Source organism: Xylophilus rhododendri (assembly GCF_009906855.1).
Classification (GTDB): domain Bacteria; phylum Pseudomonadota; class Gammaproteobacteria; order Burkholderiales; family Burkholderiaceae_C; genus Xylophilus; species Xylophilus rhododendri.
Map to the genome: position 1 here is coordinate 2384670 of NZ_CP047650.1, position 24840 is coordinate 2409509.

A 24840-nucleotide genomic window follows, 5' to 3' on the forward strand; every position below is an offset into this window, starting at 1 on the left:
GGTCGACCGGCCTCAGCCGCGAGCCGCGGATGCCGGGCTGTAGGCGATGACGTCGATCTCCACCTTGGCATCGATCATCAGCCGCGCCTCGGTGGTCGAGCGGGCCGGCTTGCCGTTGGGGAAGTAGGACAGGTAGATGCGGTTGAAGGCGCCGAAGTCGCGCGCGTCGTCCAGCCAGCAGTTGCTCTTGCAGACATCGTCCAGCGTGGCACCGGCCAGGGCCAGGGCGGCCTTGACGTTCTCCATCACCTGGCGGGTCTGGGCCTCGATGCCGCCGGTGACGATCTCGCCGCCGGCATCCACTGGCACCTGGCCGGAAACATAGACGAAATCACCCGCGCGCACGGCCGGCGAGAAGGGCCGCGCCTGGCGGTCGGAAGCGACGGGCGGAACGCCCAGGTATTCGAGAGGCATGGAAGGCTCCGTCTGGTCAGCGGTTTAAAAATGAAATTCTATTTCATCAAAACCACTGCGATTCCGGGATTTCCCTGGCACGAAGTCTGCAAGCCTCGGCGATATTCGTCGAAAGTGAAAATTAATTTCACAATTCTGGTGCAAGCCCCACGCTGGAGATTCCCCATGTCGCACGCTTTCCTGCTCGCCCGTCGCACCTTGGTGCATGGCGCCGTCGCCCTCGCCGCCGGCCTGGGCCTGGCCTCCACCGGCGCCCTGGCCCAGGGCCCGCGCAACTACGCCACCCTGGCCATGGTGGGCGAGCCGCAGACGCTGGATCCGATGGCCTCCACCGCCGACCTGGTGGCGACCATCATGCAGCACGTGTTCGAGACGCTCTACACCTTCGACGCCCGCTGGAACGTGGTGCCCATGCTGGCCGAGTCCCAGCCCAAGGTGTCGGCCGATGCGCGCACCTACGAGATCACGCTGCGCAAGGGCATCCACCTGCACAGCGGCCGCGAGCTAAACGCCGAGGACGTGGTGGCCAGCCTGCAGCGCTGGATCGAGCAGTCGCCGCGCGGCAAGTCGGTGGGCCAGGAGGTGGAGAAGATCAGCACCAAGGGCGCGCTCGGCGTGGTGATCCAGCTGAAGCAACCCTATGCGCCGCTGCTGGCCCAGCTGGCCCTGCCCAGCGGCATGGCGGCCATCATGGCCAAGGAATCCATCGCCACGCCGCTGGCGAGTTTCGTGGGCACGGGGCCGTACCGCTTCAAGGAGCGCAAGCCGGATGCCTACATCCTGCTGTCGCGCTTCGACAAGTACAGCCCGCGCGCCGATGCCGCCAACGGCTACGGCGGCAAACGCGAGGCGCTGATCGAGGAGCTGCGTTTCGTGCCGGTGCCCAATACCAGCACCCGGGTGGAAGGCGCGCTGGCCGGCCAGTACGACTTCGCCGACCTGCTGCCGGTGGAGGCCTATTCGCGCCTGGAGAAGAGCGGCGGCAAGACGGTGCCCTTCCTCACGCCCTCCTTCGGTTTCCCCTACCTGGTGCTCAACACCAAGGAAGGCGTGGCCGCCAACCAGGGCGTGCGCCAGGCCATCCAGGCCGCCATCGGCGAGGGCGAGATGCTGGCCGCCGGCTTCGGCGACACCCGTTTCTTCATCGCCGAAGGCAATCACTTCCCCAAGGGCTCGCCCTTCTATTCCACCGCCGGCACCGAGCACTACAACCAGCGCGATGCCAAGGCCGCCAAGGCCGTCGCCGAGAAGGCCGGCTACAAGGGCGAGCCGGTCCGGGTGATGGCCTCGCGCCAGTACGACTTCCACTACAACATGGCGCTGCTGCTGGCCGAGCAGCTGAAGCGCGCCGGCTTCAAGGTGGAGCTGAACGTGGTCGACTGGGCCACCCTGGTGCAGCGCCGCAACGACGCCCGCCTGTGGGACATCTACGTGACCCACAGCGGCCAGTTCCCCGAGCCCATGCTCTCGCCGCCGCAGCTGGGCGAAGGCGCGCCGGGCTGGTGGTCCTCGACCGCCAAGCAGCAGGCCCTGGCCGCCTTCAACCGCGAGCCCGATCCGGCCAAGCGCGGCGCGCTCTGGGGCAAGGTGCAGCAGGTGGTGTACGACGAGGTGCCCTATATCAACGTGGGCAAGTTCAACGGCCTGTCGGCCGCCAGCCCGGCCCTGGCCAACTACAAGCCCTCGGCCTGGCCCTTCTTCTGGAACACCCGCATCCAGTAAGCCGCGTCCATGCTGAAGTTCCTGCTTTCCAAGCTCGCCGGCATGGCGATGGTGCTGGCCCTGGTGGCGGTCATCGTCTTCGTGCTGACGCGGGCCGCATCGGGCGACCCGGTGTCGGTGCTGCTGGGCGACCAGGCCACCGCCGCCGACGTGGCCCGGGTCAAGGTGCAGTACGGCCTGGACAAGCCGCTGCCGGTGCAGTTCGGCTACTGGCTGCGCCAGCTGGCCCACGGCAACCTGGGCGATTCGATCTTCCTGCAGCGCCCGGTCACCCAGGCGCTGGCCGAACGCGCCGAGCCGACCACGCTGCTGGCGCTGATGGCGGTGGCCATCGCGGCGGCCATCGGCATTCCCTGCGGCATCCTGTCGGCCGTGTTCCGCGGGCGGCTGCTGGACCAGGTGGTGACCGGCGTGGCCATGCTGGGCGCCAGCATTCCCAGCTTCTGGCTGGGGCTGGTGCTGATCCAGTGCTTCGCGGTGTCGCTGGGCTGGTTCCCGGTGTCGGGCTACGGAGCGCCGGACGCGCCGCTGGCCGAACGCCTGCATGCGCTGGTGCTGCCGGCGGCCGTGCTGGGGCTGCTGAACTCGGCGCTGATCATCCGCTTCACCCGGGCCTCGATGCTCGACATCCTGGGCGAGGACTATGTGCGCACCGCCCGCTCCAAGGGCCTGGCAGAACGCAGCGTGGTGCTCAAGCATGCGCTGCGTAATGCGCTGGTGCCCATCGTCACCGTGCTGGGGCTGACGGTGGCGCTGATGATCGGCGGCGCGGTCGTCACCGAGACGGTCTTCGGCCTGCCCGGCGTCGGCAACCTGGTGGTGGGCGCGGTGCTGCGGCGCGACTATCCGGTGATCCAGGGCGCGCTGCTGGTGATCGCCGGCATCTATGTGCTCATCAACTTCGCGGTCGACCTGCTCTATGCGGTGGTCGATCCCCGCGTGAAGGCCTGATTCCCATGCGCTTCCTCAGGCAACTCATGCACCGGCGCATCGTGATGGTGGCCAGCATCCTGCTGGTGCTCATCACCCTGGCGGCCATCGCCGCGCCCTGGCTCACCGACTTCGACCCCAACGACACCGCCGTGCTGCAGCGCCTGAAGGGACCCGGCGGCGAACACCTGCTGGGCACCGACGAGCTGGGCCGCGACCTGCTGGCACGCATCATGTACGGCGCGCGTTATTCGCTGGCGATCGCCGCGCTGACCGCCACCGGCGCGGTGGTGCTGGGCACGGCGCTGGGCCTGTTCGCGGGTTTCTTCCGCCGGCTCGACACGCCCCTGATGCGCCTGGTGGACGCGATGATGTCCTTCCCCGACATCCTGCTGGCCATCGCCCTGGTGGCCATCCTCGGGCCGACGCTGTTCAACGTGGTGCTGGCCCTGGTGCTGGTCTACACACCGCGCGTGGCGCGGGTGGTGCGGGCGCAGACGCTGGTGGTGCGCGAGCTGCTCTTCGTGGAAGCGGTGCGGGCGCTGGGCGTGCGCACCTCGCGCATCCTGTGGCGCCACATCCTGCCCAACCTGCTCTCGCCCATCCTGGTGCAGCTGTCCTTCATCTTCGCCTACGCCATCCTGGCCGAGGCCTCGCTCTCCTTCCTGGGCGTGGGTGTGCCGCCCGAGGTGCCCACCTGGGGCACCATGGTGGCCGGCAGCCAGCGGTACGCGCACCAGGCCTTCTGGGTGGTGCTGTTCCCGGGCGTGGCCATCATCCTCACCGCCCTGTCGCTGCAGCTGCTGGGCGACGGCGTGCGCGACCTGCTCGACCCCAAACTGCAGAAGGCCGGCTGAGATGGACGCACGCCTGACCGTCGAGAATCTCTCGACCTCCTTTCCCACCCCCGGCGGCCTGGTCCGTTCGGTGGCCGATGTGAGTTTCTCCATCCAGCCGGGCAGGACCACCGCCCTGGTCGGCGAATCCGGCTCCGGCAAGTCGGTCACCAGCCTGACGCTGATGCGCCTGCTGCCCAAGACGGCCAACGCCCGGGTCACCGGCCGCGCGAACTTCGTCACCCGCGAAGGCCGCATGGTGGACCTGCTCTCGCTGTCGGAAGGCGAGATGCGCGCGCTGCGCGGCAACCAGCTGGCCATGATCTTCCAGGAGCCCATGACCAGCCTGAACCCGGTGTTCACCATCGGCGAGCAGATCGCCGAGAGCATCCGCCTGCACAAGGGCCTGGGCCGCGCCGCGGCGCTGGCCGACGCGCGCCGCATGCTGGACCTGGTGGAGATCCCCGCCGCCGCCCAGCGCCTGCACGAATACCCGCACCAGCTCTCCGGCGGCATGCGCCAGCGGGTGATGATCGCCCTGGCCATGGCCTGCGACCCCACCCTGCTGATCGCCGACGAACCCACCACCGCGCTGGACGTCACCATCCAGGCGCAGATCCTGATGCTGATGCGCCGCCTGCAGGCCGAGACCGGCATGAGCATCCTCTTCATCACCCACAACCTGGGCGTGGTGGCCCACCATGCGGACGATGTGGCGGTGATGTATGCCGGCCGGGTGGTCGAGTCCGCGCCGGTGCGGCCGCTGTTCGCCGAGCCGGCCCATCCCTATACCCGCGGGCTGCTGTCCTGCCTGCCGGCGCGCGCCCGGCTGCCGGGCCAGCCGCGGCCCAGGCGCCTCTTCGCCATCCGCGGCCAGGTATCGAGCCCGCTGGCGCCGCCGCCGGGCTGCGCCTTCGAGCCGCGCTGCGACCTGGCGATAGCCGCCTGCCGCGCCGCGGTGCCGCCGTTGGTCGCCACCGGCCCCGGCACCCAGGCGCGCTGCATCCGCGTGCCGTCGATGGAGGTGGCAGCATGAGCGCTCCTTTGATCGAGGTGCGCAACCTCAGGAAGTACTTCGGCAAGTCCGACCGCCCGGTGCGCGCGGTGGACGATGTCTCCTTCGCCATCCAGCCCGGCGAGATGCTGGGCCTGGTCGGCGAATCCGGCTCCGGCAAGAGCACCATCGGCCGCACCCTGCTGCGCCTGGTGGAGCGCAGCGGCGGCGAGGTGCTCTACCGCGGCGAGGACATCGCAGGCCTGTCGGGCGAAGGCATGCGCCGCCTGCGCAGCAAGCTGCAGATCATCTTCCAGGACCCCTACGCCAGCCTGAACCCGAAGATGCGCATCTCGGCCATCCTCGGCGAGGCCCTGTCCACCCACGGCCTGGCCAAGGGCAAGGGCGAACGCGCCCGCCGCATCGCCGAGCTGCTGGAGATGGTGGGCCTGCGCGCCGAGCATGCCGACCGCTTTCCGCACGAGTTCTCCGGCGGCCAGCGCCAGCGCATCGGCGTGGCCCGGGCGCTGGCGGTGGAGCCGGAATTCATCGTGGCGGACGAGCCGCTGTCGGCGCTGGACGTGTCCATCCAGTCGCAGGTGATCAACCTGCTGGCCGACCTGCGCGAACGGCTGCAGCTGACCATGCTCTTCATCTCGCACGACCTCGACGTGGTGGAGTACCTCTGCGACCGGGTGGTGGTGCTCTACCTCGGCCGGGTGATGGAAGTGGCCCGCACCGAGGAGCTGTTCGAGCGCCCCCTGCACCCCTACACCCGCGCCCTGCTGGCCGCCAGCCCGCGGCCCGACCCCACCGTGCCGCACGAGCATGTGGCGCTGAAGGGCGACATCCCCAGCCCGATCTCGCCGCCCTCGGGCTGCGTGTTCCGCACCCGCTGCCCGCATGCCATCGCCCTCTGCGCCGAGCAGGTGCCGCAACCGCGGGAAGTGCTGCCCGGCCGCTGGGCCGCCTGCCTGCGGCCCGAGGTGATGCTGCAAGCCTGACCAAGACACTGGACCCCAAGAGATGACGATCCACGACACCCTGCTCGCCCCCGGCCTCAAGGGCTTTCCCATTGCCCATGCGCCCATCGCCCGCGACGCCGTCGCCACGGCCGGCTGGAACGTGCTGGCCGGCGACCTGCCGCTGCCCCTGGCCCTGCTCAAGCGCGAGGCGCTGCAGCACAACCTGCACTGGATGCAGGAACGCGCCCGCGCCTGGCAGGTGGACCTGGCGCCGCACGGCAAGACGACCATGTCGCCCCAGCTGTTCCGCCAGCAGCTCGATGCCGGCGCCTGGGGCCTGAGCTTCGCCACCGTGCACCAGCTGGCCATCGGCGTGGCGGCCGGCGTGCGCCGCGCGCTGATCGCCAACCAGGTGGTGCACGGGCAGGACCTGGCCTCGCTGCAGTCGCTGCTGTCCACGCATGCCGATCTGCGGGTGGTGTTCCTGGTGGATTCGCTGGCGCAGGCGGCCATTGTCGATGCCTGGTCGGCCGCGCATCCCGGCGCCCTGCCCTTCGAGGTGCTGCTGGAGATCGGCGTGGAAGGCGGCCGCACCGGCTGCCGCACGCACCAGCAGGCCATGGCCCTGGCGCAGGCCCTGCACGACAGCCCGGCGATGCGCCTGGTCGGCATCGAATGCTACGAAGGCCTGGGCGCCACCGGCGATTCGGTGGCCGACGCGGCCTTCGCCAATGCCTTGATGGACCGTGTCGCCGCCGTCGCGCAAGAGGCCGACAAGCTCAGCCTGTTCGAGACCGACGAGGTGCTGGTCTCGGCCGGCGGCTCGGCCATCTTCGACCTGGTCGCCACCCGCCTGCGCCCCTCGCTCACCCGCCCCACCCGCGGCCTGATCCGCCCCGGCTGCTACCTGGCGCACGACCACGGCTTCTACACCCGCATGCTGGCCGAGGTGGAACGCCGCTGCGGCTGCACCGACACCCTGCGCCCCGCCATGGAAGTCTGGGCCATGGTGCAGTCGCGCCCCGAGCCCGGCGTGGCCATCCTGGCCGTGGGCAAACGCGACATCTCCTTCGACCTGTCCCTGCCCATGCCCATCGCCCGCGCCGCCGCCGACGAGCGCACGGCGAGCCCGGTGCCCGCCGGCTGGAAGATCACCGCTTTGAACGACCAGCATGCCTACCTGCGCTGGGACGCAGCCGAAGAAGCCGAGGCGCCCAAGGTGGGCGACCGGGTCGGCCTGGGCATCTCCCACCCCTGCACCACCTTCGACAAGTGGCACTGGATGCCGGTGGTGGAAAACGACTACACCGTCACCGACGCCGTGACCCTGCATTTCTGATCCGGGCTCCCGGCCAATCCAGCCCATGACGCAAACCCTGCTCACCCGCATCGCCGAGGCCCGCGAGGGCGCGCCGCGCACCCGCCGGGCGATCCTCGACGCCATCCTCGGCGACCCCGACCGCGCCCTGGCGGAAAGCTTCGAGCAGCTGGCCGAACGCTCCGGCAGCTCGGTGCCCACCATCATGCGCACCTGCCGCGACCTGGGCCTGGCCGGCCTGCGCGAATTCAAGCTGGCCCTGGCCCAGGAGCTGGCCGTGGGCGGCTCGCCGTTGCACCGCCGGGTGGACATCGCCGACACCGCCTCCGACGTCGTCGCCAAGATCGCCCGCAGCGCCGCCGCCTCGGTGGCCGGCGTGCGCGACCAGCTCGACCTGCAACAGCTCGCCGCCGTGGTGGACGCCATCGCCACGGCGCCGCACATCGACGTCTATGGCGCCGGCAACACCTCCTGGTTCATGGCCACCGACCTGCAGGCCCGGCTGTTCCGCCTGGGCCTGTCGACCACCGCCTGGGCCGACTACCACCTGCAGCAGGTCGCCGCCGGCGCGCAGAAACCCGGCGGCGTGGTGATCGCCATCACCCATGTCGGCGGCATGCCCTCGCTGCTGGACGCGGTGGAGATCGCCCGCGCCCAGGGCGCCAAGGTGGTCGCCATCACCCGCCCCGGCACGCCCCTGGCCGAACGCGCCGACTGGGTGCTGGGCCTGCGGGTGCCGGACGACGCGGTGATGCATGTGGGCATAGACGCCTACCTGGCCCACCTGACCCTGATCGAGATCCTCACCGTGCTGGTGGCCCAGCGGGTGGGCGAGCCCGCCGTGCAGCGCCTGCGCGGCGTGCGCAGCGCCCTGCAGCAGCACGGCATCGACGTGCGCACCCATCCGCTGCAGAGCTGGAATGGCGGAGGGGTGAGCAATGGCTGAGCGCCGCAAAACCGCGATCCTGTTCGAACGCGGCCTCGTCGTGGACGGCAGCGGCGGCCCCTCCTGGCCCGGCGACCTGCTGGTGTCCGGCGACCGCATCCTGGCCCTGGGCGAAGGCCTGCGCGGGCGGCTACCCGAGGGCCTGGACCTGGCCGATGTGGAAGTGATCGACTGCCAGGGCCAGGTGATCGCCCCCGGCTTCATCGACGCCCATACCCACGACGACGCCATCGTGCTGCGCGACCCGGGCTACCGGGCCAAGCTGTCCCAGGGCATCACCACGCTGGTGACGGGCAACTGCGGCATCTCGCTCGCCCCTTTCCGCGCGGAGACCGCCAGGCCGCCGCTGAGCCTGCTGGGCGCCGAGTCCTTCCGCTACGCCAGCATGGCCGCCTACCGCGAGGCGGTGGCCGAAGCGAAGCCGGCGCTGAACGTGGCTGCCCTGGTCGGCCACACCACCCTGCGTTTCGCCGCGATGCAGGATCTCAGCCAGCCCGCCACCGAAGCCGAGCGCCAGCAGATGGCCGAGCTGCTCGACGAGTGCATGGCGGCGGGCGCGCACGGCATGTCCTCCGGCCTGTTCTACGAGGAGGCATACGCCGCCCCGGCCGAGGAAGTGACGGCCCTGGCCCGCGTCGTGGCCCGCCACGGCGGCGTCTACGCCACCCATCTGCGCAGCGAGATGCAGACCATCCTGGAAGCCATGATGGAGGCCGCCGACAGCGCCTTCGCAGCCGGCCTGCCGCTCATCCTGTCCCACCACAAATGCGCCGGCCCCAGCCAGTGGGGCCGCACCCGCGAGACCCTGCCCCTGGTCGACACCCTGGCCGAACGCCAGCCGATCGCCCTCGACGTCTATCCCTACGTCGCCGGCTCCACCGTGCTGCGCGAGGACCTGGTGGACGGCGTGATCGACGTGCTGCTCACCTGGAGCGACCCGCATCCCGAATGCACCGGCCGCCTGCTGTCCGACATCGCCGCCGAATGGGGCGTGGACCAGCAGGCCGCCTGCCGCCGCCTGCTGCCCGGCGGTGCCTGCTATTTCCAGATGCACGAGGAGGATGTGGAGCGGGTGATCGCCCATCCCCGCACCATGATCGGCTCCGACGGCCTGCCGCACGACCGCCATCCGCATCCGCGCCTGTGGGGCGCCTTCCCGCGGGTGCTGGCGCGCTACTGGCGCGAGCGCAGGCTGCTGACGCTGGAGCAGGCGGTGCACAAGATGAGCGGCATGACGGCACGCAATTTCCGCATCGAAGGCCGCGGCCTGCTGCGCGTGGGCGCCTTCGCGGACGTGGTCGTCTTCGACCCGGCGCGCATCGCCGATACCGCCACCTACGACCAGCCGATCAGCACCAGCGTGGGCGTGCGCGGTGTGTGGGTGAACGGCGAGCAGGCCTATGCCGAGGGCGGCGAGCCGCTGGCGCGGGCGGGGAGGATGCTGGCGCGAGGGGTGGTTTAGGACATTTATCCATCACCTGAGCCCTGCGCTGGATAGGGCTTCCGATGTCTTCCCAAGTCTCCCGCAACCCGACTTTTTCGGGGGTACGGGTGCACTTGTGCGTATCGCCTCGCGCGTACCGTGGCTCCGTCCGACTCGGGTCCACCCCGATTCGCATCGCGCCCGGGTCGGGCAACGTCGGCGCACCGGATCTCTTCTCCCGCACACCATGAACATCCTCATCACCGGCGGCGCCGGCTTTCTCGGCACCCGGCTGGCCCTGGCCCTGCTCGAACGCGGCAGCCTGCGCGGACGCGCCATCCGCACCCTGGTGCTGGCCGACCTGTTCCCCGCCTCCCATCCCGCCCTGCTGGCCGATGCCCGCGTGCGCGCCGATACCGGCGACCTGCTGGAGCGCCTGCCCGCGCTGATGCAGGCCGACTACGACGCCGTGTTCCACCTCGCCTCGGCCGTCTCCGGCGAATGCGAGGCGGATTTCGAACTCGGCCTGCGCTCCAACCTCGAAGCCACCCGCCGCCTGCTCGAAGCCCAGCGCGCCCAGCAGGCCCGCACCGGCCAGGCGCCGCTGTTCTTCTTCGCCAGCTCCGTGGCCGTGTATGGGTCGGACGCGGCCATCCCGCTGCCGGCCGTGGTGCAGGACGACACCCTGCCCACCCCGCAATCGAGCTACGGCATCCACAAGTTCGTCTGCGAACAGCTGCTGGCCGACTACACCCGCAAGGGCTACATCGACGGCCGCGCGGCGCGGCTGATGACCGTCTCGGTGCGGCCCGGCCGGCCCAATGGCGCGGCCTCGGGTTTCCTGTCGGGCATCGTGCGCGAGCCGCTGGCGGGCCTGGAGGCCGTCTGCCCGGTCGATCCTTCCACCGCGGTCGCCCTGGCCTCGCCCGACACCACCATCGCCGGCATCCTCAAGGTGGTCGAGGCCAGCCGGGAAGACTTCGGCGGCCGCACCGCCGTCAACCTGCCCGCGCTCACCGTCACCGTGGCCCAGATGCTGGAAGCGCTGGGCCGCTCCGCCGGCCCCGAGGCCGTGGCCCGGGTGCGCATCGCGCCGGACGCCGCCGTGGCCCGCATCGTCGGCGGCTGGCCCGCGCGTTTCGAAAGCGCCCGCGCCGCCCGGCTCGGGCTGCGCGCGGATGCGTCCTTCGACGATGTCATCGCCCAGTTCCGGGCGCTCTCGTAAGCGCCCTCTGCACCGTCCGAACAAAGAACCACAACAGGAGACCCGTCTCATGAACCGTCGTCATCTCGCCATCGCCGCCGCAGCCGGCGCCGCCGTCCTCGCCCTGCCCAGCCTGGCCCTCGCCCAAGGCGAACGCGATTCCGTCGCCGCCCGCGTCGAAGCCTTCCGCAAGGCCCAGATCGCCGGCACTTCCGAAGCCCTGGGCGTGCTGGTAGCGCCGGAACTCAGCTACAGCCATTCGGACGGCCGGGTGGAGGACCGCGAGAAGTTCCTCGCCAACGCCAGCTCCGGCAAGTCGCCCTTCCAGGCGCTGACCTACGAGAACCCGACGATCGAGGTGGTCGGCCCCAACGCCATCGTGCGTTTCCACTGGCTGGGCGAGCAGAAGCAGGCCAGCGACGGCCGCATCGTGGCGACCAATCTGCACATCCTCATGGTCTGGCAGAAGCGCGGCAGCGAATGGCTGCTGCTGGCACGCAGCGCGACCAAGCTCTGAGCGCCAGGCCGCGCCTTCAGCCGCGCGGCGGCTCCGGCAGCTGCCGCGCGCAGTAGTCGCAGACGAAATCCACGAAGGCCCTCACCTTCGGGCTGACCAGCCGGCGCGAGGCATGCAGCGCCCAGACTTCCGCGGCCGGCGCGGTCGAGACACCCCAGCTCACCAGCAGGCCGGCCGCCAGGTCTTGCGCGGCGATGGGCTCGGGCACCAGCGCCGCGCCCGCGCCGGCCCGCACGGCATCGCGGATCGGCACGAAGGTCGAGCAACGCAGCACGGGCCGGGGAAAGAAGGTGCGCTTCACGCCTTGCGGGGCCATCACCTCCCAGGTGTCCTCGTCGCCGCTGCCCACACGCATCACGGCCGGGAAGACGGTCGACGCCGAGCGCTCATGGCCCGGCCCGGGCAGCGGCAAATCCGGTGGCGCCACCAGCACCATGCGGTCGCGCAGGAAGCAGCGGCCGACCAGCCGGTCGTCCGGCCGCGGATTGACGCGGATGACGATGTCCATGCCTTCGGCGACCAGATCGACCATGCGGTCCTCGGTGACCAGCTCCAGCATGACCTGCGGATAAGCGCGGGCGAAGGCCGCTGCCAGCGGGCCCAGCAGGGTCTGGCCGAACAGCATCGGCGTGCTCACCCGCAGCAGGCCGCTGGGCTGGCCCAGGCCCGCTTTCACATCCTTGAGCGCCTCGTGGATCTCGCCGTAGGGCGCGGCGGTGCGGGCATGCAGCACGGCGCCCTCCTGCGTCAAGCGCAGCTGGCGGCCGCCGCGCTCGATGAGGCGCACGCCCAGGCTGTCTTCCAGCTCCCGCACCCGCCGCGACATGGTCGCCTTGGACTGCCCGCTGGCCCGGCTGGCCTTGCCGAAGCCGCCGTGGGTGACGACGAGATTGAAGTCGGCGAGCGCGGGCAGATCCATCTTCGTTCCAGATTCGAGACGATATGTCCCGATCTTAGTGGCTATGAGCCGTGGGTGTGACGACCTAATCTTCAGTCACCGGAGCACACCGCTCCATCCACCCCGGCTGCCGACAGGCGCCAACTCCAGGAGATCCACCATGACCATTCTTGTCACCGGCAGCACCGGCCGCATCGGCTCGCAACTCGTCAGCCAGCTGGCACAGCAAGGCGCGGAGGTGCGCGCGCTGACCCGCGATCCGGCCAAGGCCCGCTTCCCGGCAGGCGTGAGCGCCGTGCAGGGCGACCTGCTGGATGTCGCCTCGGTCCGCCAGGCCCTGGTCGGCGTGAAGACCCTCTTCCTGCTGGTGGCCAACGCCGCCGACGAACTGACCCAGGCGATCAACACCCTGGGCCTGGCGCGCGAAGCCGGCGTGCAGGGCATCGTCTACCTGTCGGTGACGCGGGCCGACCAGTACACCGACGCGGCCCACTTCACTTCCAAGCATGCGGTCGAACGCATGATCGAGCAGCTGGACCTGCCCGCCACCGTGCTGCGCCCCTCCTACTTCATGCAGAACGACCTGGGCCAGCAGCAGGCGCTGCAGGGTGCCGGCCTCTACCTCTCGCCGCTCGGCGACATCGGTGTCTCGATGGTGGATGTGCGCGACATCGCCGACGCCGCCGCCCTCGAACTGCTGCGCCGCGAGAACACCGCAGGCCCGCTGCCACGGGTGACGTACGAAGTCTCCGGGCCGGATGCGATCACCGGCCCATCGGCCGCCGCGATCTGGTCGGATGCGCTGGGCCGCCCGGTCGGCCATGCCGGCAACGACCTCGACGCCTTCGAGAAGGCCGCGAGCGCCTGGGCGCCCTCCTGGCTGGCCTACGACATGCGGGCCATGATGAACCGCTACCAGCAGGACGGCGCCGTCACCACGGCCGCCGACATCGAGCGCCTGCAAGGCCTGCTCGGCCGGCCGCTGCGCAGCTACCGGGCCTTCGTGGCCGAGGCGGTCGGGCAGTGGCAGGCCTGATCCCGGCCCGGGCGATGGAAATAGTCGCCCCGCCCTACCCTGGTGCGAACGCCCCACGGGCGCGCAGCCAGGGCCGCCGGCCGCTTCAGGCGGACGCGTCTTCCTGCACCTGCCGGAAGGCCGCCACCACCTCCGCCACCTTGCGGTTGCCTTCATCGGCCCGCCGCCACACCAGGGCGATGCGCCGGAACGGCGCCTGCCGCCCCAGGCCGATCACCCGCAGGCCGTAGGCCTGCACCAGGCGTTCGCGCGGCTGCGGCACCACCGTCACGCCCAGGCCCAGCGAGACCATGGAGACGATGGCATCCATGGAGCGGAATTCGCGCTGGCACACCAGCCCCGGCACCAGGCTGCGCACATGGCGCGCCGCCACCCGGCCGCCGGGCAGGCTGGTGTCGTAGCCGATCCAGCCGTGGTTGGCCAGCAGGCTGCGCGGATCGGCCTCCGGCGCATCGGGCGGGGCCAGCATCACATAAGGCTGGCGGCGCAGCTCGTGCCAGGCCATGCGCGAGGAGCCGCCGTTCTCCGGCCGCACCAGCAGCGCGGCTTCTATGCGGCCGGCGCGCAGCTCGGTCAGCAGCTCGTCGGTGTCGTTGAGCGGCGGCACACGCACATCCAGCGCCGGGTAGCGCTGGCCCAGCAGGCGCAGGGCCGGCGGCAGCAGGTCGCTCTGCATGCTGGTGATCACGCCCAGCCGGAAACGCCCCTCCAGCAAGCGCGAGGGGCCGGCCCGCAGGGCCTCGATGCGCTCGCCGAAATCGGCCGCCGCGCTGGCGATCTCCACCGCGAAACCGGTGGGCCGGGGCACGCGGGTGCTGCGGTCGAACAGGGGCTGGCCGAAGAACTCCTCCAGCTGCTTGATCTGCAGGCTGACCGCACTCGGCGTGCAGCCCACGGCGGCGCCCGCGGCGGTGAAGCTGCCGTGCACCAGGATGGCGCGAAGGGTGTTGAGCGAGCCCAGATTCATTGAGTTTTTCTCAAAGTAGCTTCCCGAAGATATCAAAGCATCTCAAGGTCGGGAAGGCCAGAATCCGCTCCATCGGGGGCATCCACCCCGAAAGCCCAAAGCGCAGATCCGAATGAACGACTCTCCAGACAACACCACCATCGACCTCCGCAGCGACACGGTCACCCTCCCGACCGAGGCGATGTACGAGCGCATCCGCAGCGCGCCGCTGGGCGACGACGGCCTGGACGGCGACCCCACCGCCCAGGAGCTGGAGCGCTTCACCGCCTCCCTGCTCGGCAAGGCCGCCGGCCTCTACACACCCAGCGCCACCATGGCCAACCTGCTGGCCATCCTGGCCCAGGTGCCGCGCCAGGACACCATCCTGCTGGGCGCCGCCTCGCACATCTACACCGCCGAACGCGGCGCGGCCACCTTCACCGGCGCCTTCTACCAGCCGCTGCCCGATGCCGACGGCGCGCTCGACCTGCACGCCCTGGCCGCCGCGCTGGCCTCCACCAAGGGCAACCTGAAACCCGCCCTGGTCTGCGTGGAGACCTCGCACAACAACGAAGGCGGCGCGGTGGCGTCGCTGGCCCACATGCAGGCCGTGCACCGGGCCGCGCATGCGGCCGGCGTGAACGTGCACCTCGACGGCGCCCGGCTCTTCAACGCGGCGCTGGCGCTGGGCCGGCCGGCGGCCGATCTCTGCGCGCAGGCCGACACCGTCTCGGTGTGCCTGTCCAAGGGCCTGAGCGCGCCCATGGGCGCGGTGCTGGTCGGCCCCGAGGAAACCATCCGCCGCGCCCGCCTGCTGCGCAAGCTGATCGGCGCCTCGCAGCGCCAGGTCGGCATCGCCGCGGCGGCCGGCCTGGAGGCGCTGGATTCCATGATCGGCCGCCTGGCCGAGGACCACGACAACGCCCGGCTCCTGGGCCAGGACCTGGCCGCCATCCCCGGGCTGCGCATCCGCCAGCCGCAGACCAACATCGTCCAGGTCGATGTCTCCGGCACCGGCATGGATGCCAGCCAATGGGAGGCCGCGATGCGCCAGCGCCGGGTGCTGGTGCGCCCCTGGGGCCCGAGCCTGCTGCGCTGCGTGACCCATCGCCACATCACGGCCGAGGCGGTGCGCGGCGCCGTCGCGGCCTTCGCGGCGGTCGCCGCCTAATCTGCCCATCCCCTTTCCATCCAGGTCCCATAGAGCAACACCATGAAAAATTCCCTGCACAAGGCGGCCGCCCTGGCCGCCACCCTGGCCATCGCGCTCGTGTTCTGCAGCGCCGCCCGCGCGCAGTCCTATCCCGACAAGACGATCAAGATCATCTCGCCCAGCCCGCCGGGCGGCGGCACCGACACGGCCACCCGGCTGGTGACGGCCAAGGTCACCGAACTCGCGCAGTGGAACTTCGTGGTCGACACCCGCCCCGGCGCGGGCGGCAACATCGGCCTGGCCGCGGGCGCCACGGCGTCGGCCGACGGCTACACCCTGGTGATGGGCGAGACCAGCAACCTCACCGTCAACCAGTACCTCTACAAGTCGGTGCCGGTCGATCCCGAGAAGCAGCTGGCGCCGGTGGCGCTCGTCGGCACCGGGCCGCTGGTGCTGGTGGTGGGCGCGGCCAAGCCCTGGCGCAACCTCGCCGACGTGGTGGCCGCCTCGAAGCAGAACGGGCTGACCTACGCCTCCTCCGGCAGCGGCACCGTCGGCCACCTGGTCAGCGAGAGCTTCAAGAAGCAGAGCGGCGCGCAGCTGATCCACGTGCCTTACAAAGGCGCCGGCCCGGCCATGGCCGACATGCTGGGCGGCCAGGTCGATGTGTACTTCTCCTCGCTGACGGCCGCGCTGCCGCTGATCCAGTCGGGCAAGCTCAAGGCCCTGGCCGTGACATCGGCCGCCCGCGTCGAGGCCCTGCCCAACGTGCCGACGCTGATCGAGGCGGGCTACCCGGGCCTGGACTACTACGTGTTCTACGGCGTCGTCGCGCCGGCCCGCACGCCGGCGGCGGTGGTGAGCGCGCTCAACCGCGAGATCAACCGCGCCCTGGCCACGCCCGACCTGAAGAAGGGCCTGGCCGACCGCGGCGTGTTCACCCAGGCCGGCAGCCCGGAAGCCTTCGGCGAGTTCCTGAAGAAGGAACGCAGCAAGTGGCAGAAGATCGTGCACGAGTCCGGCGCCACCGTGGACTGAAAGCCCGAGCCGCGCCCTGTCACTCCAGCTGCAGGTGCGCGGCCGACTTGGCCAGCTCGATGGCCAGCAGCGCCTCGGCCGGCGAACTGGCGCGGCCCACCTTGCGCAGCAGGCCGATCTGGCGCCGGGGCCGCGGCTCCTTGATCTTGCGCACCGCCATGCCGGTCATCTTCAACGAGGCCAGCGAGAGCTGCGGCAGGATCGTCACCCCGAAGCCGGCCGCCGCCATGTTGATGGCGGTGACCATGCTGACCACCTCGGTCACCGGCTGGCGCGCCACGCCGGTCACCAGCAGCCCGGCCTCCACCAGCCTGCGCACGCTGGACTTGGGCTGCAGCAGGATCAGCGGCGTCTCCGCCAGCTGCTTCCAGGTGAGCGTGCGCTGGTTGCGCAACGGGTGGTCGACCGAGAATACAGCCACCAGCTCGTCCTCGAAGAGCGGCGTGAACTCGATGTCCTCCAGGGCCTGGGTGAACATGCCCAGGCCGATGTCCACCTCGCGGTTGCGCACCCGCTCGATCAGCACCTCGTTCATGTCCTCGATCATCTTCACGGTGATGTCGGGCCGCATCGTCTTGAGCTGCGCCAGCGCCCGCGTGCCCAGGCCGAAGGCCAGCGAATGCAGGATGGACAGGACCACGGTGCCGGTCTGCCCGCCGGCCAGGGCCTTCATCTCCGAGCTGACATGCGCCAGGTCGGCCAGCGGCCGGCGCACCCCTTCCAGCAGCTGCCGGCCGGACGCCGTCAGCTCCAGCCGGCGCGTGGTGCGTTCGAACAGCACCAGGCCCAGCGTGGACTCCAGCTCGCGCACCAGCTGCGAGAAAGCCGGCGCCGTCATGGCCATCGCCGAGGCCGCCGCGGTGAAGGAGCCGGAGTCGGCGGCCGCCACGAAACCTTCCAGTTGGCGCAGCTTCAGATTATTAGGCACAGCTTCATAGTCCTCAAGGATTCGCACATTGTAGTTAAGGAGCCGGCGGCCCAACATCCGGCCTGTTTCCTCTTGATGACAGACACATGGACAAGCACTACTGGATTGGAATCGACACCGGCGGGACCTTCACCGACCTGGTGCTGCGCGATGCCCTGGACGGCCGCTGGGTGTTCCACAAGGTCCCGACCTGGACCGCCGACCCGGCCAAGGGCATCCTCGACGGCATCGCCGAATTGCTGGCCCTGGCCGCGGTCGATGCGGCCGAAGTGGACTACGTGGTGCTCGGCACCACCAAGGCGACCAACGCGGTGCTGGAAGGCGCCTGGGCCAAGACCGGGCTGATCACCACCGCCGGCTTCGAGGACATCCTCGACATCGCCCGCCAGCGCCGCCCCCACTACTTCAACCTCGACATGCCCAAGCCGGTGCCGCCGGCGCGGCGGCAGGACCGCCATGGCGTCAAGGGCCGCATCGCCTTCGACGGCTCCGAGGTCGATGCGCTCGACGAGGCCGCCATCACCCAGGCCATCACGGCGCTGCGCGCCAGCGGCGTGGAGTCGGTGGCGGTGTGTTTCATGCACTCCTATGCCAACCCGGCGCACGAGCAGAGGGCGCTACGGATGGTGCGTGCGCAGTGGCCCGAGGCCTATGTCTGCGCCTCCAGCGAGGTCATGCCGGAGTTCCGCGAGTACGAACGTTTCATCACCGCCGCCGTCAACGCCAGCCTGATGCCGGTGATGGACCGCTACCTCGAGAAATTCGAGGGCGGCGTGAAGGCCCTGGGCGTGACCCGCCCGGCACGCGTGATGCAGTCCAACGGCGGCGCGGTGAGCGCGGCCACGGTGCGCAAGCTGCCAATCAACACCTTCTTCTCGGGACCGGCCGGCGGCATCATGTCCACCGTCGAGATCGGCCGCCAGACCGGGCTGAAGAACCTGATCGCCTTCGACATGGGCGGCACCAGCACCGACGTCTGCCTGGTCAAGAACGGCCGGCCGGCGATGAAGCACGAACGCCCCATGGGCGGCCTGCCGGTGCGCGCGCCCTCGCTCGACATCCACACCATCGGCGCGGGCGGCGGCAGCATCGCCTGGATCGACGACGGCGGCATGCTCAAGGTCGGCCCGCGCAGTGCCGGCGCCTATCCCGGCCCGGCGGCCTACGGCCGCGGCGGAACCCAGCCGACCGTGACCGATGCCAATGTGTTCCTGGGCCGGCTCAGCCCCGTCTCGCTGCTGGACGGCCGCATGCAGGTGTTCCCGCAGAACGCGCAGAAGGCGCTGGAGGAGGCGGTCTGCGGCCCCGTGGGCTACACGCCGGTGGACGCGGCCGTGGGCGTGATCGAGATCGCCAACGTGCACATGACCGGCGCGGTGCGGGTCATCTCGGTCGAGCAGGGCGAGGACCCGCGCGACTACGCGCTGATCGCCTTCGGCGGCGCCGGCCCGCTGCATGCGGTGGACGTGGCCCGCTCGGCCGGCATCGGCCATGTGGTGGTGCCGCCGCGACCGGGCCTGCTGTCGGCCCAGGGCCTGCTGCAGTCGGCCCAGCGTGCCGACATGGGCGTGACCTGCCTGCTGCGCGCCCATGCGTCCAACGTGGCGGCCGTCAACCAGGCCTTCGACGGCCTGCAGGCCCGCCTGGCCGACTGGCTGCGCGACGAAGGCGCCGAGGAAGGCGTGGAGATGCACTGCGACTGGACGCTGGAGATGCGCTACGCCGGCCAGAGCTCCGAGCTGGCCGTGGCCGTGGCCGCGCCGCGCCTGGACGCGGCATCCCTGGCCGCGCTGTGCCAGGGCTTCCACGAGAAGCACTTGTCGATGTTCGGCTACGACATGCCGGGCCGCGACCTGGAGATCGCCCAGGCCCGTGTCGCCGCCGTGCTCGACCACCACACCCGCGCACCGCTGGAGATCGCCGCCGGCGGCACGCTGGCCGATGCCACCACCGGCACTCGGCCGGTGTGGTTCGCCGCCACCGGCTATGTGGAGACGCCCATCGTCAAGCGCGAGCTGCTCGGCGCCGACCTGCGTTTCCAGGGCCCGGCCGTGATCGAGCAGATGGACACCACCACCGTGGTGCCGCCGGACGCGCAGGTCCGGGTCGATCCCCTGGGTTACCTGCACATCACCATCGTCATCGAGACCTTCGAAAGCCAGAGCGCATGAAAACCTCCATCGATCCCGTACGCGCCGAGGTGGTCGCCCGTTTCCTGCTGGGCGTCACCGAGGAGATGGGCGCGGCCCTGACGCGCACCGCCTTCTCCCCCAACATCAAGGAGCGCATGGACTGCTCCACCGCCGTCTTCGACCAGGACGGCAACGTGGTGGCACTGCCCCAGCGCGTGCCGATCCACCTGGGCTCCATGGTGGGTGTGGTGGGCGCCATCCTGGCCAAGTTCACCCGCGCGTCGATCCGGCCGGGCGACATGTTCATCGCCAACGATCCGTACCACGGCGGCGGCTCGCACCTGCCGGACATCAACATGATCGCGCCGGTGTTCTTCGGCGGCGAGATCGTGGCCTTCGTCGCCAACATCGCCCACCACGCCGACGTGGGCGGCATGGTGCCGGGCTCGGAGGCGGCGATCTGCTCCTCGATCTTCCAGGAGGGCCTGCGCATCCCGCCGGTACGCATCATGAAGGAGGGCGTGCTCAACCAGGACGTGCTCGACATGGTGCTGCTGAACTCGCGCACCCCCGACGAGCGCTCCGGCGACCTGCGCGCCCAGATCGCCGCCAACACCGTGGGCCACCGCGCGGTGGTGTCGCTCTTCGAGCGCTACGGCGCGCAGGAGCTCCAGCGCACCATGCAGGGCTACCTCGACTTCACCGAGCGCCGCTTCGCCGCCGCCATCGCCCGCCTGCCGGCCGGCCGCTACGAATCGCACGACTGGCTCGACGGCAACGAGCCCGGCCAGCGCGCCCGCATCCAGCTGGCGCTGACCATCGGCGACGGCCGGCTGCGCTTCGATTTCGCGGGCTCCGACCCGCAGCTGCAAACCGCCCGCAACATTCCCTACCGCGCGCTCATCGCCACCGTCTACACCGTGGTCAAGAGCATGCTGGACCCGGAGGTCGCGGCCAACGCCGGCTACTTCCGCACCATCGAGATCGCCACTACGCCGGGCACGGTGGTGGGCCCGGTATCGCCGGCGGCCATCGGCGCGCGGGCCCTCTCCTGCGCGGTGCTGGGCGATGTGATCGCCACCGCCATCTCGCAGGCCACGCCGGGCAAGGCGCTGGCGCGCAGCGGCCCGCACCAGTTGATCGTGCTGGCCGGCGACGACCCGCGCAACGGCCAGTACTTCGTGAACTACGAAACCATCGCCGGCGGCATGGGCGCACGCTCCTACCGCCACGGCATGGATGCCGTGCGGGTGCATGCCTCGGGCTCCTCGAACCTGCCGGTGGAGGCGCTGGAGCACACCTATCCCTTCCTCATCGAACGCTACGAGATGGCCCGAGACAGCGGCGGCGCGGGCCAGTACCGAGGCGGCGCCGGCGTGCTGCGCGACTACCGGGTGATGGGGACAACGTGGTGGTGAGCCTGTCGTCCGAGCGCCAGCACGTGGTGGCGGCCGGCAGCGAGGGCGGCGGCTCCGGAGCACCGGGCCGCTTCATCCTCGATCCGGGCACGCCGCAGGAGCAGCGCCTGCCCTCCTCGGCGGCCGACATCCGGCTCAGGAAGGGCCAGGTCTTTCGCGTCTGCACGCCTGGCGGCGGCGGCTACGGCAGCGCCGGTCTCTAGAACAAGAAAAAAGCAAGGGTGGGGAGACGGTCAGCTCGGCATCAACCACGGTAAAACATCATGAACCTACGTCGCTTCCTCGGCGCCATGGCGCTGGGCCTCGCGGCCGCATGCGCCAGCGCATGGGCCCAGGCCCCCTACCCCAACCACATCATCCGCATCGTCGTGCCCTTCACGCCCGGCGGCGGCGTGGACTTCGCCGCGCGCGAGATCGGCCGCCGCCTGGAAGCCGCGCTCGGCCGGCCGGTGATGATCGACAACCGGCCCGGCGCCGGCGGCGCGCTCGGCGTGCGGGCGGTCATCTCCTCGCCAGCCGACGGCTACACCCTGCTGATGGGCACGGCCGGCGAAGTGGCCATGGCGCCGCTGATCAACCCGGCCCTGGCCTATTCGCCGCAGCGCGACCTGGCGCCGGTGGCGCTGGTGGTGAAGGCGCCCAACATCCTGGTGGTCAACAGCGAGGTGCCGGTGAAGACACTGCCGGAGTTGATCGCCTACGCCAGGGCCAATCCCGGCAAGCTGTCGTACTCGACCAGCGGCGTGGGCACGGCCCAGCACCTGCAGGGCGAGTACTTCAACAAGCTGGCGGGGGTGAACATCCTGCATGTGCCCTACAAGGGCTCGTCGCAGCAGGTGGTGGACGTGGCGGCCAGGCTGGTCTCCATGACCTACGCCAGCCCGACCGCCGTGCGGCCCTACCTGCAGAAGGGCGCCGTCAAGGCCATCGCCGAGACCAACAACGAGCGCCTGCCGGTGTTCCCCGAACTGCCGGCGCTGCGCGAGGTGCTGCCGGGCTACGAGCTGCAGAGCTGGTTCGGCCTGTTCGCGCCGGCCGGCACGCCCGCGCCCATCGTCGAGCGCATCAACAAGGAAGTGACCGCCATCCTGAAGGACCCGGCGATCGCCGCGCGCCTCAACGAATCGGTGGGCAGTCCGGGTTTCGAAACACCGGCGGAATTCGCGGCCCTGCTCGCGGCCGATATCAAACGCTTCCAGACGATTATCACGTCCGCCAAGATCACCATGGAATGATTTCCGCCGGCCTCTTTTCCTGAGGGCCGCCGGTCGCTGCCGTCTTCCACGCAGCCTGTTTTCAATCCATCTCCAGTTTGATATTCGAAAGAATGTCGAAGCGGTGCTGCGCGCGGCATTTTCATGAATGCCGCCCAGCCATATTCATAAATCAATGAAACAGAGGGAATTCCACATGAAAGCTTTTGCCATCGGCGCCGTCGCGGCCGCCGCATCGTTCGCAGCCGCGGCCCAGTCCTCGGTGACTCTGTTCGGCGTGGTGGATGCGGGCGTGGCACGCGTCAGCGCCACCGGGAAGGGCCATGTCGACGGCCTGATGACGGGCGGCAACTACACCAGCCGCCTGGGTTTCCGGGGCGTCGAGGACCTGGGCGGCGGCATGGCCGCCAGCTTCTGGCTGGAGGGCGAAACCGCCACCGACGTCGGCACCTCGGCCGGCCTGAACTTCGTGCGCCGCTCCACCGTCAGCCTGTCCGGCCGCTGGGGCGAACTGCGCCTGGGCCGCGACTACACGGCCAACTACGTGCCCTTCCTGAGCTTCGACGTCTACGGCCAGCGCGGCATCGGCACCATCGAGCATTTCGCCACCGCCGCCGGCGCGCTCACCGTCAACGGCGCCGCCGCCAGCGATATCCGCAACAGCAATTCGGTGACGTATTTCCTGCCGGCCAATCTCGGCGGCGTCTACGGCAATCTGCAATATGCCTTCGGCGAGCGCAGCTCCAGTACCGTGGCCAGCGCCACCGCCAGCAAGAAGCAGGGCAATTACGCCGGCGCCAGCCTGGGTTATGCCAGCGGCCCCTTGAATATCGGCGGCGGCTACGGCAATTTCTCCGATGTTTCGCGCGCCGCGGCTTATCTGACCGATTATTCAATCGGCAGCCTGGGCGCCTCCTACGATTTCGGTTTCATCAAGCCGATCTTTCTCTACCAGACCGAGCGCGCCGACGGAAAACTCGGCCAGCCCGATTTCAAGTTCGACACCATCGCCATCGCCCTGAGCGCCCCCTTCGGCGCCAGCACAGTCCGCGCGACCTACCACTCCTACAACAACAAGACGGCCGGCACGGCGGGCAACAACGACGCCGCCAAGCTGTCGCTGGGTTATGTCTACAACCTGTCCAAACGCACGGCGCTCTATGCCGACGTGGCCCGGCTGCGCAACAAGGGCAGCGCCAGCTTCGTGATCGGCGGGCTCGGCGGCTCCGTCGTGGCAGGTGCTCCGACGGCCGGAGGGACATCGACCGCGTTCGGCGTCGGCATCCGGCACTCGTTCTAAGGCGCTCAGGCGGGCCGGGTGGTGGCCGAACGCCGCAGCAAAGCAGTCGGCGATTCCCCGGTGCCGCGGCGTGGCAGGAGAGGTCCGACGCAGAATACGGGTTAACCCGCAGCCGCGGCGTGTCCAGGCCCACAGGACCTCCAGCACCCATGAACCCGCCCCAGCGTTCGCCCGCCGCCCCCTCCACCGGCGGTGGGCACACGCCCGTCACCACCCTCGGCACCGTGCTGATCCTCAGCGCCCTGATGTCCTTCGGTTCGATCTCGACGGACATCTACCTGCCCGCCCTGCCCACCATCGCACGCGAGCTGCACGGCCAGCACGGCAGCGTGGAGCTGACGCTGTCGGCCTTCCTGGTCGGCTTCAGCCTGGGCCAGCTGGTCTGGGGCCCCATCAGCGACCGGGTGGGCCGGCGCCTGCCGATCGCGCTCGGGCTGCTGCTCTTCATGCTGGGCAGCGTGGGCTGCGCCCTGGCGGGCAGCATCACGCAGATGCTGGTCTGGCGCGCGGTGCAGGCTGCCGGCGCCTGCGTGGGGCCGGTGCTGGCACGGGCCATGGTGCGCGACCTCTACGGGCGGGAACGCTCGGCGCAGATGCTGTCGCAGCTCATCCTCATCATGGGCATCGCGCCGCTGATCGGGCCGATGCTGGGCGCGCAGATCCTGGAATACGCCTCCTGGCGCTGGATCTTCTGGTTCCTGCTGCTGATGGGCGCGCTGATGCTGGCCGCCCTGCGCACCCTGCCCGAAACCCTCTCGCCCGCCATGCGCTCGCAGGAGCCGATGCGCCGCGTGCTGGCCATCTACCTGGACCTGATCCGCGACCCGCGCCTCCTGGGCTACGCGCTGGTGGGCGGCTTCTTCTACGGCGGTGTCTATGCCTACATCGTCGCCACGCCCTTCATCTACATCGACTACTACCATGTCTCGCCGCAGGCCTACGGCTGGCTGTTCGGCGTGAACATCGTGGGCCTGATGGCCGCCAACTGGCTCAACGGCCGGCTGATGCCGCGCCTGGGCAGCCACGCTCTCTACCGCGCCGCCACCTGCGCCATGGCCGTGATCGGCCTGCTGGCCGGCTTCACCGGCGCCGCCGGGCTGGGCGGCCTGGCGGGCGTCGCCCTCTCCTGCTTTCTCTTCGTGTCGATGAACGGCTTCATCGTGGCCAATTCGGTGGCCGGCGCGCTGGCGGCGTTTCCGCACCGGGCCGGCGCGGCCTCCTCGCTGGTGGGCGCCATCCACTTCGGCAGCGGCGTGCTCAGCGCCGGCCTGGTGGGCCTGACGGCCGACGGCACGCCGCGGCCGCTGGCGGTCATCCTGTGCTGCGCCGGGCTGGGCTGCTTCCTGGTGTCGCAGCTGGTGGAGCATCGGCTGCGGCGGCTGGCTTCGGCGGCCTGAAGTCCGCCGCGCCCTGCGGGTGCGTGCGGCGGTGCGCCGGCACCAACTTGGCTCGACCCGCCGCTTTGCCTTAACCAAAAGTTAAAGCCGCCGGGCAAAAAGCCAAAAGAC

The 24840-nt window shown here is 70.2% G+C and carries 23 protein-coding genes; 19 read left to right on the forward strand and 4 right to left on the reverse strand.

From position 1 onward, the window contains the following. Window positions 1-12 precede the first annotated feature (12 nt). Window positions 13-414, reverse strand: coding sequence for a RidA family protein (locus GT347_RS11020; protein WP_160551994.1), 402 nt, complete (start codon window positions 412-414; stop codon window positions 13-15). A gap of 165 nt (window positions 415-579) precedes the next feature. Here GT347_RS11020 and GT347_RS11025 point away from each other — a divergent pair, with 165 nt between their 5' ends. The 10 genes from GT347_RS11025 to GT347_RS11070 all read left to right on the forward strand — a co-directional run bounded on the left by GT347_RS11025 (window position 580) and on the right by GT347_RS11070 (window position 11269). Next, window positions 580-2136, forward strand: a complete 1557-nt coding sequence (locus GT347_RS11025; protein ID WP_160551995.1) for an ABC transporter substrate-binding protein — start codon at window positions 580-582, stop codon at window positions 2134-2136. A 9-nt stretch (window positions 2137-2145) separates the two neighbouring features. Continuing rightward, window positions 2146-3087: an ABC transporter permease gene (locus GT347_RS11030; protein WP_160551996.1), complete on the forward strand. Its 942-nt coding sequence runs from the start codon at window positions 2146-2148 to the stop codon at window positions 3085-3087. A gap of 5 nt (window positions 3088-3092) precedes the next feature. Then, the gene (locus GT347_RS11035) at window positions 3093-3923 is read left to right on the forward strand and encodes an ABC transporter permease (protein ID WP_407704149.1); all 831 of its coding nucleotides are present in this window, start codon (window positions 3093-3095) and stop codon (window positions 3921-3923) included. A 1-nt stretch (window position 3924) separates the two neighbouring features. Beyond that, window positions 3925-4938, forward strand: a complete 1014-nt coding sequence (locus GT347_RS11040) for an ABC transporter ATP-binding protein (protein WP_160551997.1) — start codon at window positions 3925-3927, stop codon at window positions 4936-4938. Beyond that, window positions 4935-5900 carry an ABC transporter ATP-binding protein gene (locus tag GT347_RS11045; protein WP_160551998.1) on the forward strand — a complete coding sequence of 322 codons (966 nt, stop codon included), beginning with the start codon at window positions 4935-4937 and terminating at the stop codon, window positions 5898-5900. The genes GT347_RS11040 and GT347_RS11045 overlap by 4 nt, the downstream gene beginning before the upstream one ends. A 22-nt stretch (window positions 5901-5922) precedes the next feature. Continuing rightward, window positions 5923-7200 carry an alanine racemase gene (locus tag GT347_RS11050; protein WP_160551999.1) on the forward strand — a complete coding sequence of 426 codons (1278 nt, stop codon included), beginning with the start codon at window positions 5923-5925 and terminating at the stop codon, window positions 7198-7200. 25 nt (window positions 7201-7225) lie between these two features. Beyond that, window positions 7226-8125 (forward strand): MurR/RpiR family transcriptional regulator, encoded by a 900-nt coding sequence (locus tag GT347_RS11055; protein WP_160552000.1) that lies wholly within the window; start codon window positions 7226-7228, stop codon window positions 8123-8125. Next, window positions 8118-9587, forward strand: coding sequence for an N-acyl-D-amino-acid deacylase family protein (locus GT347_RS11060; RefSeq protein ID WP_160552001.1), 1470 nt, complete (start codon window positions 8118-8120; stop codon window positions 9585-9587). Before GT347_RS11055 ends, GT347_RS11060 begins: the two co-directional genes overlap by 8 nt. A gap of 208 nt (window positions 9588-9795) precedes the next feature. Then, a complete protein-coding gene (denD, locus tag GT347_RS11065) occupies window positions 9796-10773 on the forward strand; it encodes a D-erythronate dehydrogenase (RefSeq protein WP_160552002.1) in 978 nt (325 codons plus the stop codon). Between the two features lie 49 nt (window positions 10774-10822). After that, window positions 10823-11269, forward strand: coding sequence for a nuclear transport factor 2 family protein (locus GT347_RS11070; protein ID WP_160552003.1), 447 nt, complete (start codon window positions 10823-10825; stop codon window positions 11267-11269). Window positions 11270-11285: 16 nt separating this feature from the next. Here GT347_RS11070 and GT347_RS11075 read toward each other — a convergent pair whose 3' ends face one another. Then, window positions 11286-12188 carry a LysR family transcriptional regulator gene (locus GT347_RS11075; protein ID WP_160552004.1) on the reverse strand — a complete coding sequence of 301 codons (903 nt, stop codon included), beginning with the start codon at window positions 12186-12188 and terminating at the stop codon, window positions 11286-11288. A gap of 139 nt (window positions 12189-12327) precedes the next feature. On the opposite strand from GT347_RS11075, the gene GT347_RS11080 reads away from it, so the two are divergent. After that, window positions 12328-13203 carry an NmrA/HSCARG family protein gene (locus GT347_RS11080; RefSeq protein ID WP_160552005.1) on the forward strand — a complete coding sequence of 292 codons (876 nt, stop codon included), beginning with the start codon at window positions 12328-12330 and terminating at the stop codon, window positions 13201-13203. Window positions 13204-13288: 85 nt separating this feature from the next. On the opposite strand, the gene GT347_RS11085 is transcribed toward GT347_RS11080, so the two are convergent. Next, window positions 13289-14170, reverse strand: coding sequence for a LysR family transcriptional regulator (locus GT347_RS11085; RefSeq protein WP_160552006.1), 882 nt, complete (start codon window positions 14168-14170; stop codon window positions 13289-13291). 112 nt (window positions 14171-14282) lie between these two features. On the opposite strand from GT347_RS11085, the gene GT347_RS11090 reads away from it, so the two are divergent. Beyond that, entirely contained in the window at window positions 14283-15320 is a 1038-nt protein-coding gene (locus GT347_RS11090) for a threonine aldolase family protein (protein ID WP_160552007.1), read from the forward strand. Between the two features lie 42 nt (window positions 15321-15362). Further along, a complete protein-coding gene (locus GT347_RS11095; RefSeq protein WP_160552008.1) occupies window positions 15363-16340 on the forward strand; it encodes a Bug family tripartite tricarboxylate transporter substrate binding protein in 978 nt (325 codons plus the stop codon). 19 nt (window positions 16341-16359) lie between these two features. On the opposite strand, the gene GT347_RS11100 is transcribed toward GT347_RS11095, so the two are convergent. Next, window positions 16360-17268 (reverse strand): LysR family transcriptional regulator, encoded by a 909-nt coding sequence (locus tag GT347_RS11100; RefSeq protein ID WP_160552009.1) that lies wholly within the window; start codon window positions 17266-17268, stop codon window positions 16360-16362. Between the two features lie 86 nt (window positions 17269-17354). Here GT347_RS11100 and GT347_RS11105 point away from each other — a divergent pair, with 86 nt between their 5' ends. The 6 genes from GT347_RS11105 (at window position 17355) to GT347_RS11130 (ending at window position 24729) form a co-directional block, all read left to right on the forward strand. After that, window positions 17355-19439 carry a hydantoinase/oxoprolinase family protein gene (locus GT347_RS11105; protein ID WP_160552010.1) on the forward strand — a complete coding sequence of 695 codons (2085 nt, stop codon included), beginning with the start codon at window positions 17355-17357 and terminating at the stop codon, window positions 19437-19439. Beyond that, complete coding sequence (locus GT347_RS11110; protein WP_160552011.1) at window positions 19436-20818, forward strand: hydantoinase B/oxoprolinase family protein; 1383 nt, start codon at window positions 19436-19438, stop codon at window positions 20816-20818. The genes GT347_RS11105 and GT347_RS11110 overlap by 4 nt, the downstream gene beginning before the upstream one ends. Further along, window positions 20815-21021: a hydantoinase B/oxoprolinase family protein gene (locus GT347_RS27835; RefSeq protein ID WP_160552012.1), complete on the forward strand. Its 207-nt coding sequence runs from the start codon at window positions 20815-20817 to the stop codon at window positions 21019-21021. The genes GT347_RS11110 and GT347_RS27835 overlap by 4 nt, the downstream gene beginning before the upstream one ends. Before the next feature lie 60 nt (window positions 21022-21081). Beyond that, on the forward strand, window positions 21082-22053 hold the full coding sequence (locus GT347_RS11120; RefSeq protein ID WP_160552013.1) for a Bug family tripartite tricarboxylate transporter substrate binding protein: 972 nt from the start codon (window positions 21082-21084) through the stop codon (window positions 22051-22053). A gap of 175 nt (window positions 22054-22228) precedes the next feature. Further along, the gene (locus GT347_RS11125) at window positions 22229-23332 is read left to right on the forward strand and encodes a porin (RefSeq protein ID WP_160552014.1); all 1104 of its coding nucleotides are present in this window, start codon (window positions 22229-22231) and stop codon (window positions 23330-23332) included. Window positions 23333-23481: 149 nt separating this feature from the next. Next, window positions 23482-24729, forward strand: coding sequence for a multidrug effflux MFS transporter (locus GT347_RS11130; RefSeq protein WP_160552015.1), 1248 nt, complete (start codon window positions 23482-23484; stop codon window positions 24727-24729). Window positions 24730-24840 lie beyond the last annotated feature (111 nt).

What these genes read in the sequence shown, in the direction of transcription:
- GT347_RS11020 (WP_160551994.1), bottom strand. Translation starts at nt 414, where the DNA reads ATGCCTCTCGAATACCTGGGCGTTCCGCCCGTCGCTTCCGACCGCCAG.
- GT347_RS11025 (WP_160551995.1), top strand. Translation starts at nt 580, where the DNA reads ATGTCGCACGCTTTCCTGCTCGCCCGTCGCACCTTGGTGCATGGCGCC.
- GT347_RS11030 (WP_160551996.1), top strand. Translation starts at nt 2,146, where the DNA reads ATGCTGAAGTTCCTGCTTTCCAAGCTCGCCGGCATGGCGATGGTGCTG.
- GT347_RS11035 (WP_407704149.1), top strand. Translation starts at nt 3,093, where the DNA reads ATGCGCTTCCTCAGGCAACTCATGCACCGGCGCATCGTGATGGTGGCC.
- GT347_RS11040 (WP_160551997.1), top strand. Translation starts at nt 3,925, where the DNA reads ATGGACGCACGCCTGACCGTCGAGAATCTCTCGACCTCCTTTCCCACC.
- GT347_RS11045 (WP_160551998.1), top strand. Translation starts at nt 4,935, where the DNA reads ATGAGCGCTCCTTTGATCGAGGTGCGCAACCTCAGGAAGTACTTCGGC.
- GT347_RS11050 (WP_160551999.1), top strand. Translation starts at nt 5,923, where the DNA reads ATGACGATCCACGACACCCTGCTCGCCCCCGGCCTCAAGGGCTTTCCC.
- GT347_RS11055 (WP_160552000.1), top strand. Translation starts at nt 7,226, where the DNA reads ATGACGCAAACCCTGCTCACCCGCATCGCCGAGGCCCGCGAGGGCGCG.
- GT347_RS11060 (WP_160552001.1), top strand. Translation starts at nt 8,118, where the DNA reads ATGGCTGAGCGCCGCAAAACCGCGATCCTGTTCGAACGCGGCCTCGTC.
- denD (WP_160552002.1), top strand. Translation starts at nt 9,796, where the DNA reads ATGAACATCCTCATCACCGGCGGCGCCGGCTTTCTCGGCACCCGGCTG.
- GT347_RS11070 (WP_160552003.1), top strand. Translation starts at nt 10,823, where the DNA reads ATGAACCGTCGTCATCTCGCCATCGCCGCCGCAGCCGGCGCCGCCGTC.
- GT347_RS11075 (WP_160552004.1), bottom strand. Translation starts at nt 12,188, where the DNA reads ATGGATCTGCCCGCGCTCGCCGACTTCAATCTCGTCGTCACCCACGGC.
- GT347_RS11080 (WP_160552005.1), top strand. Translation starts at nt 12,328, where the DNA reads ATGACCATTCTTGTCACCGGCAGCACCGGCCGCATCGGCTCGCAACTC.
- GT347_RS11085 (WP_160552006.1), bottom strand. Translation starts at nt 14,170, where the DNA reads ATGAATCTGGGCTCGCTCAACACCCTTCGCGCCATCCTGGTGCACGGC.
- GT347_RS11090 (WP_160552007.1), top strand. Translation starts at nt 14,283, where the DNA reads ATGAACGACTCTCCAGACAACACCACCATCGACCTCCGCAGCGACACG.
- GT347_RS11095 (WP_160552008.1), top strand. Translation starts at nt 15,363, where the DNA reads ATGAAAAATTCCCTGCACAAGGCGGCCGCCCTGGCCGCCACCCTGGCC.
- GT347_RS11105 (WP_160552010.1), top strand. Translation starts at nt 17,355, where the DNA reads ATGGACAAGCACTACTGGATTGGAATCGACACCGGCGGGACCTTCACC.
- GT347_RS11110 (WP_160552011.1), top strand. Translation starts at nt 19,436, where the DNA reads ATGAAAACCTCCATCGATCCCGTACGCGCCGAGGTGGTCGCCCGTTTC.
- GT347_RS11120 (WP_160552013.1), top strand. Translation starts at nt 21,082, where the DNA reads ATGAACCTACGTCGCTTCCTCGGCGCCATGGCGCTGGGCCTCGCGGCC.
- GT347_RS11125 (WP_160552014.1), top strand. Translation starts at nt 22,229, where the DNA reads ATGAAAGCTTTTGCCATCGGCGCCGTCGCGGCCGCCGCATCGTTCGCA.
- GT347_RS11130 (WP_160552015.1), top strand. Translation starts at nt 23,482, where the DNA reads ATGAACCCGCCCCAGCGTTCGCCCGCCGCCCCCTCCACCGGCGGTGGG.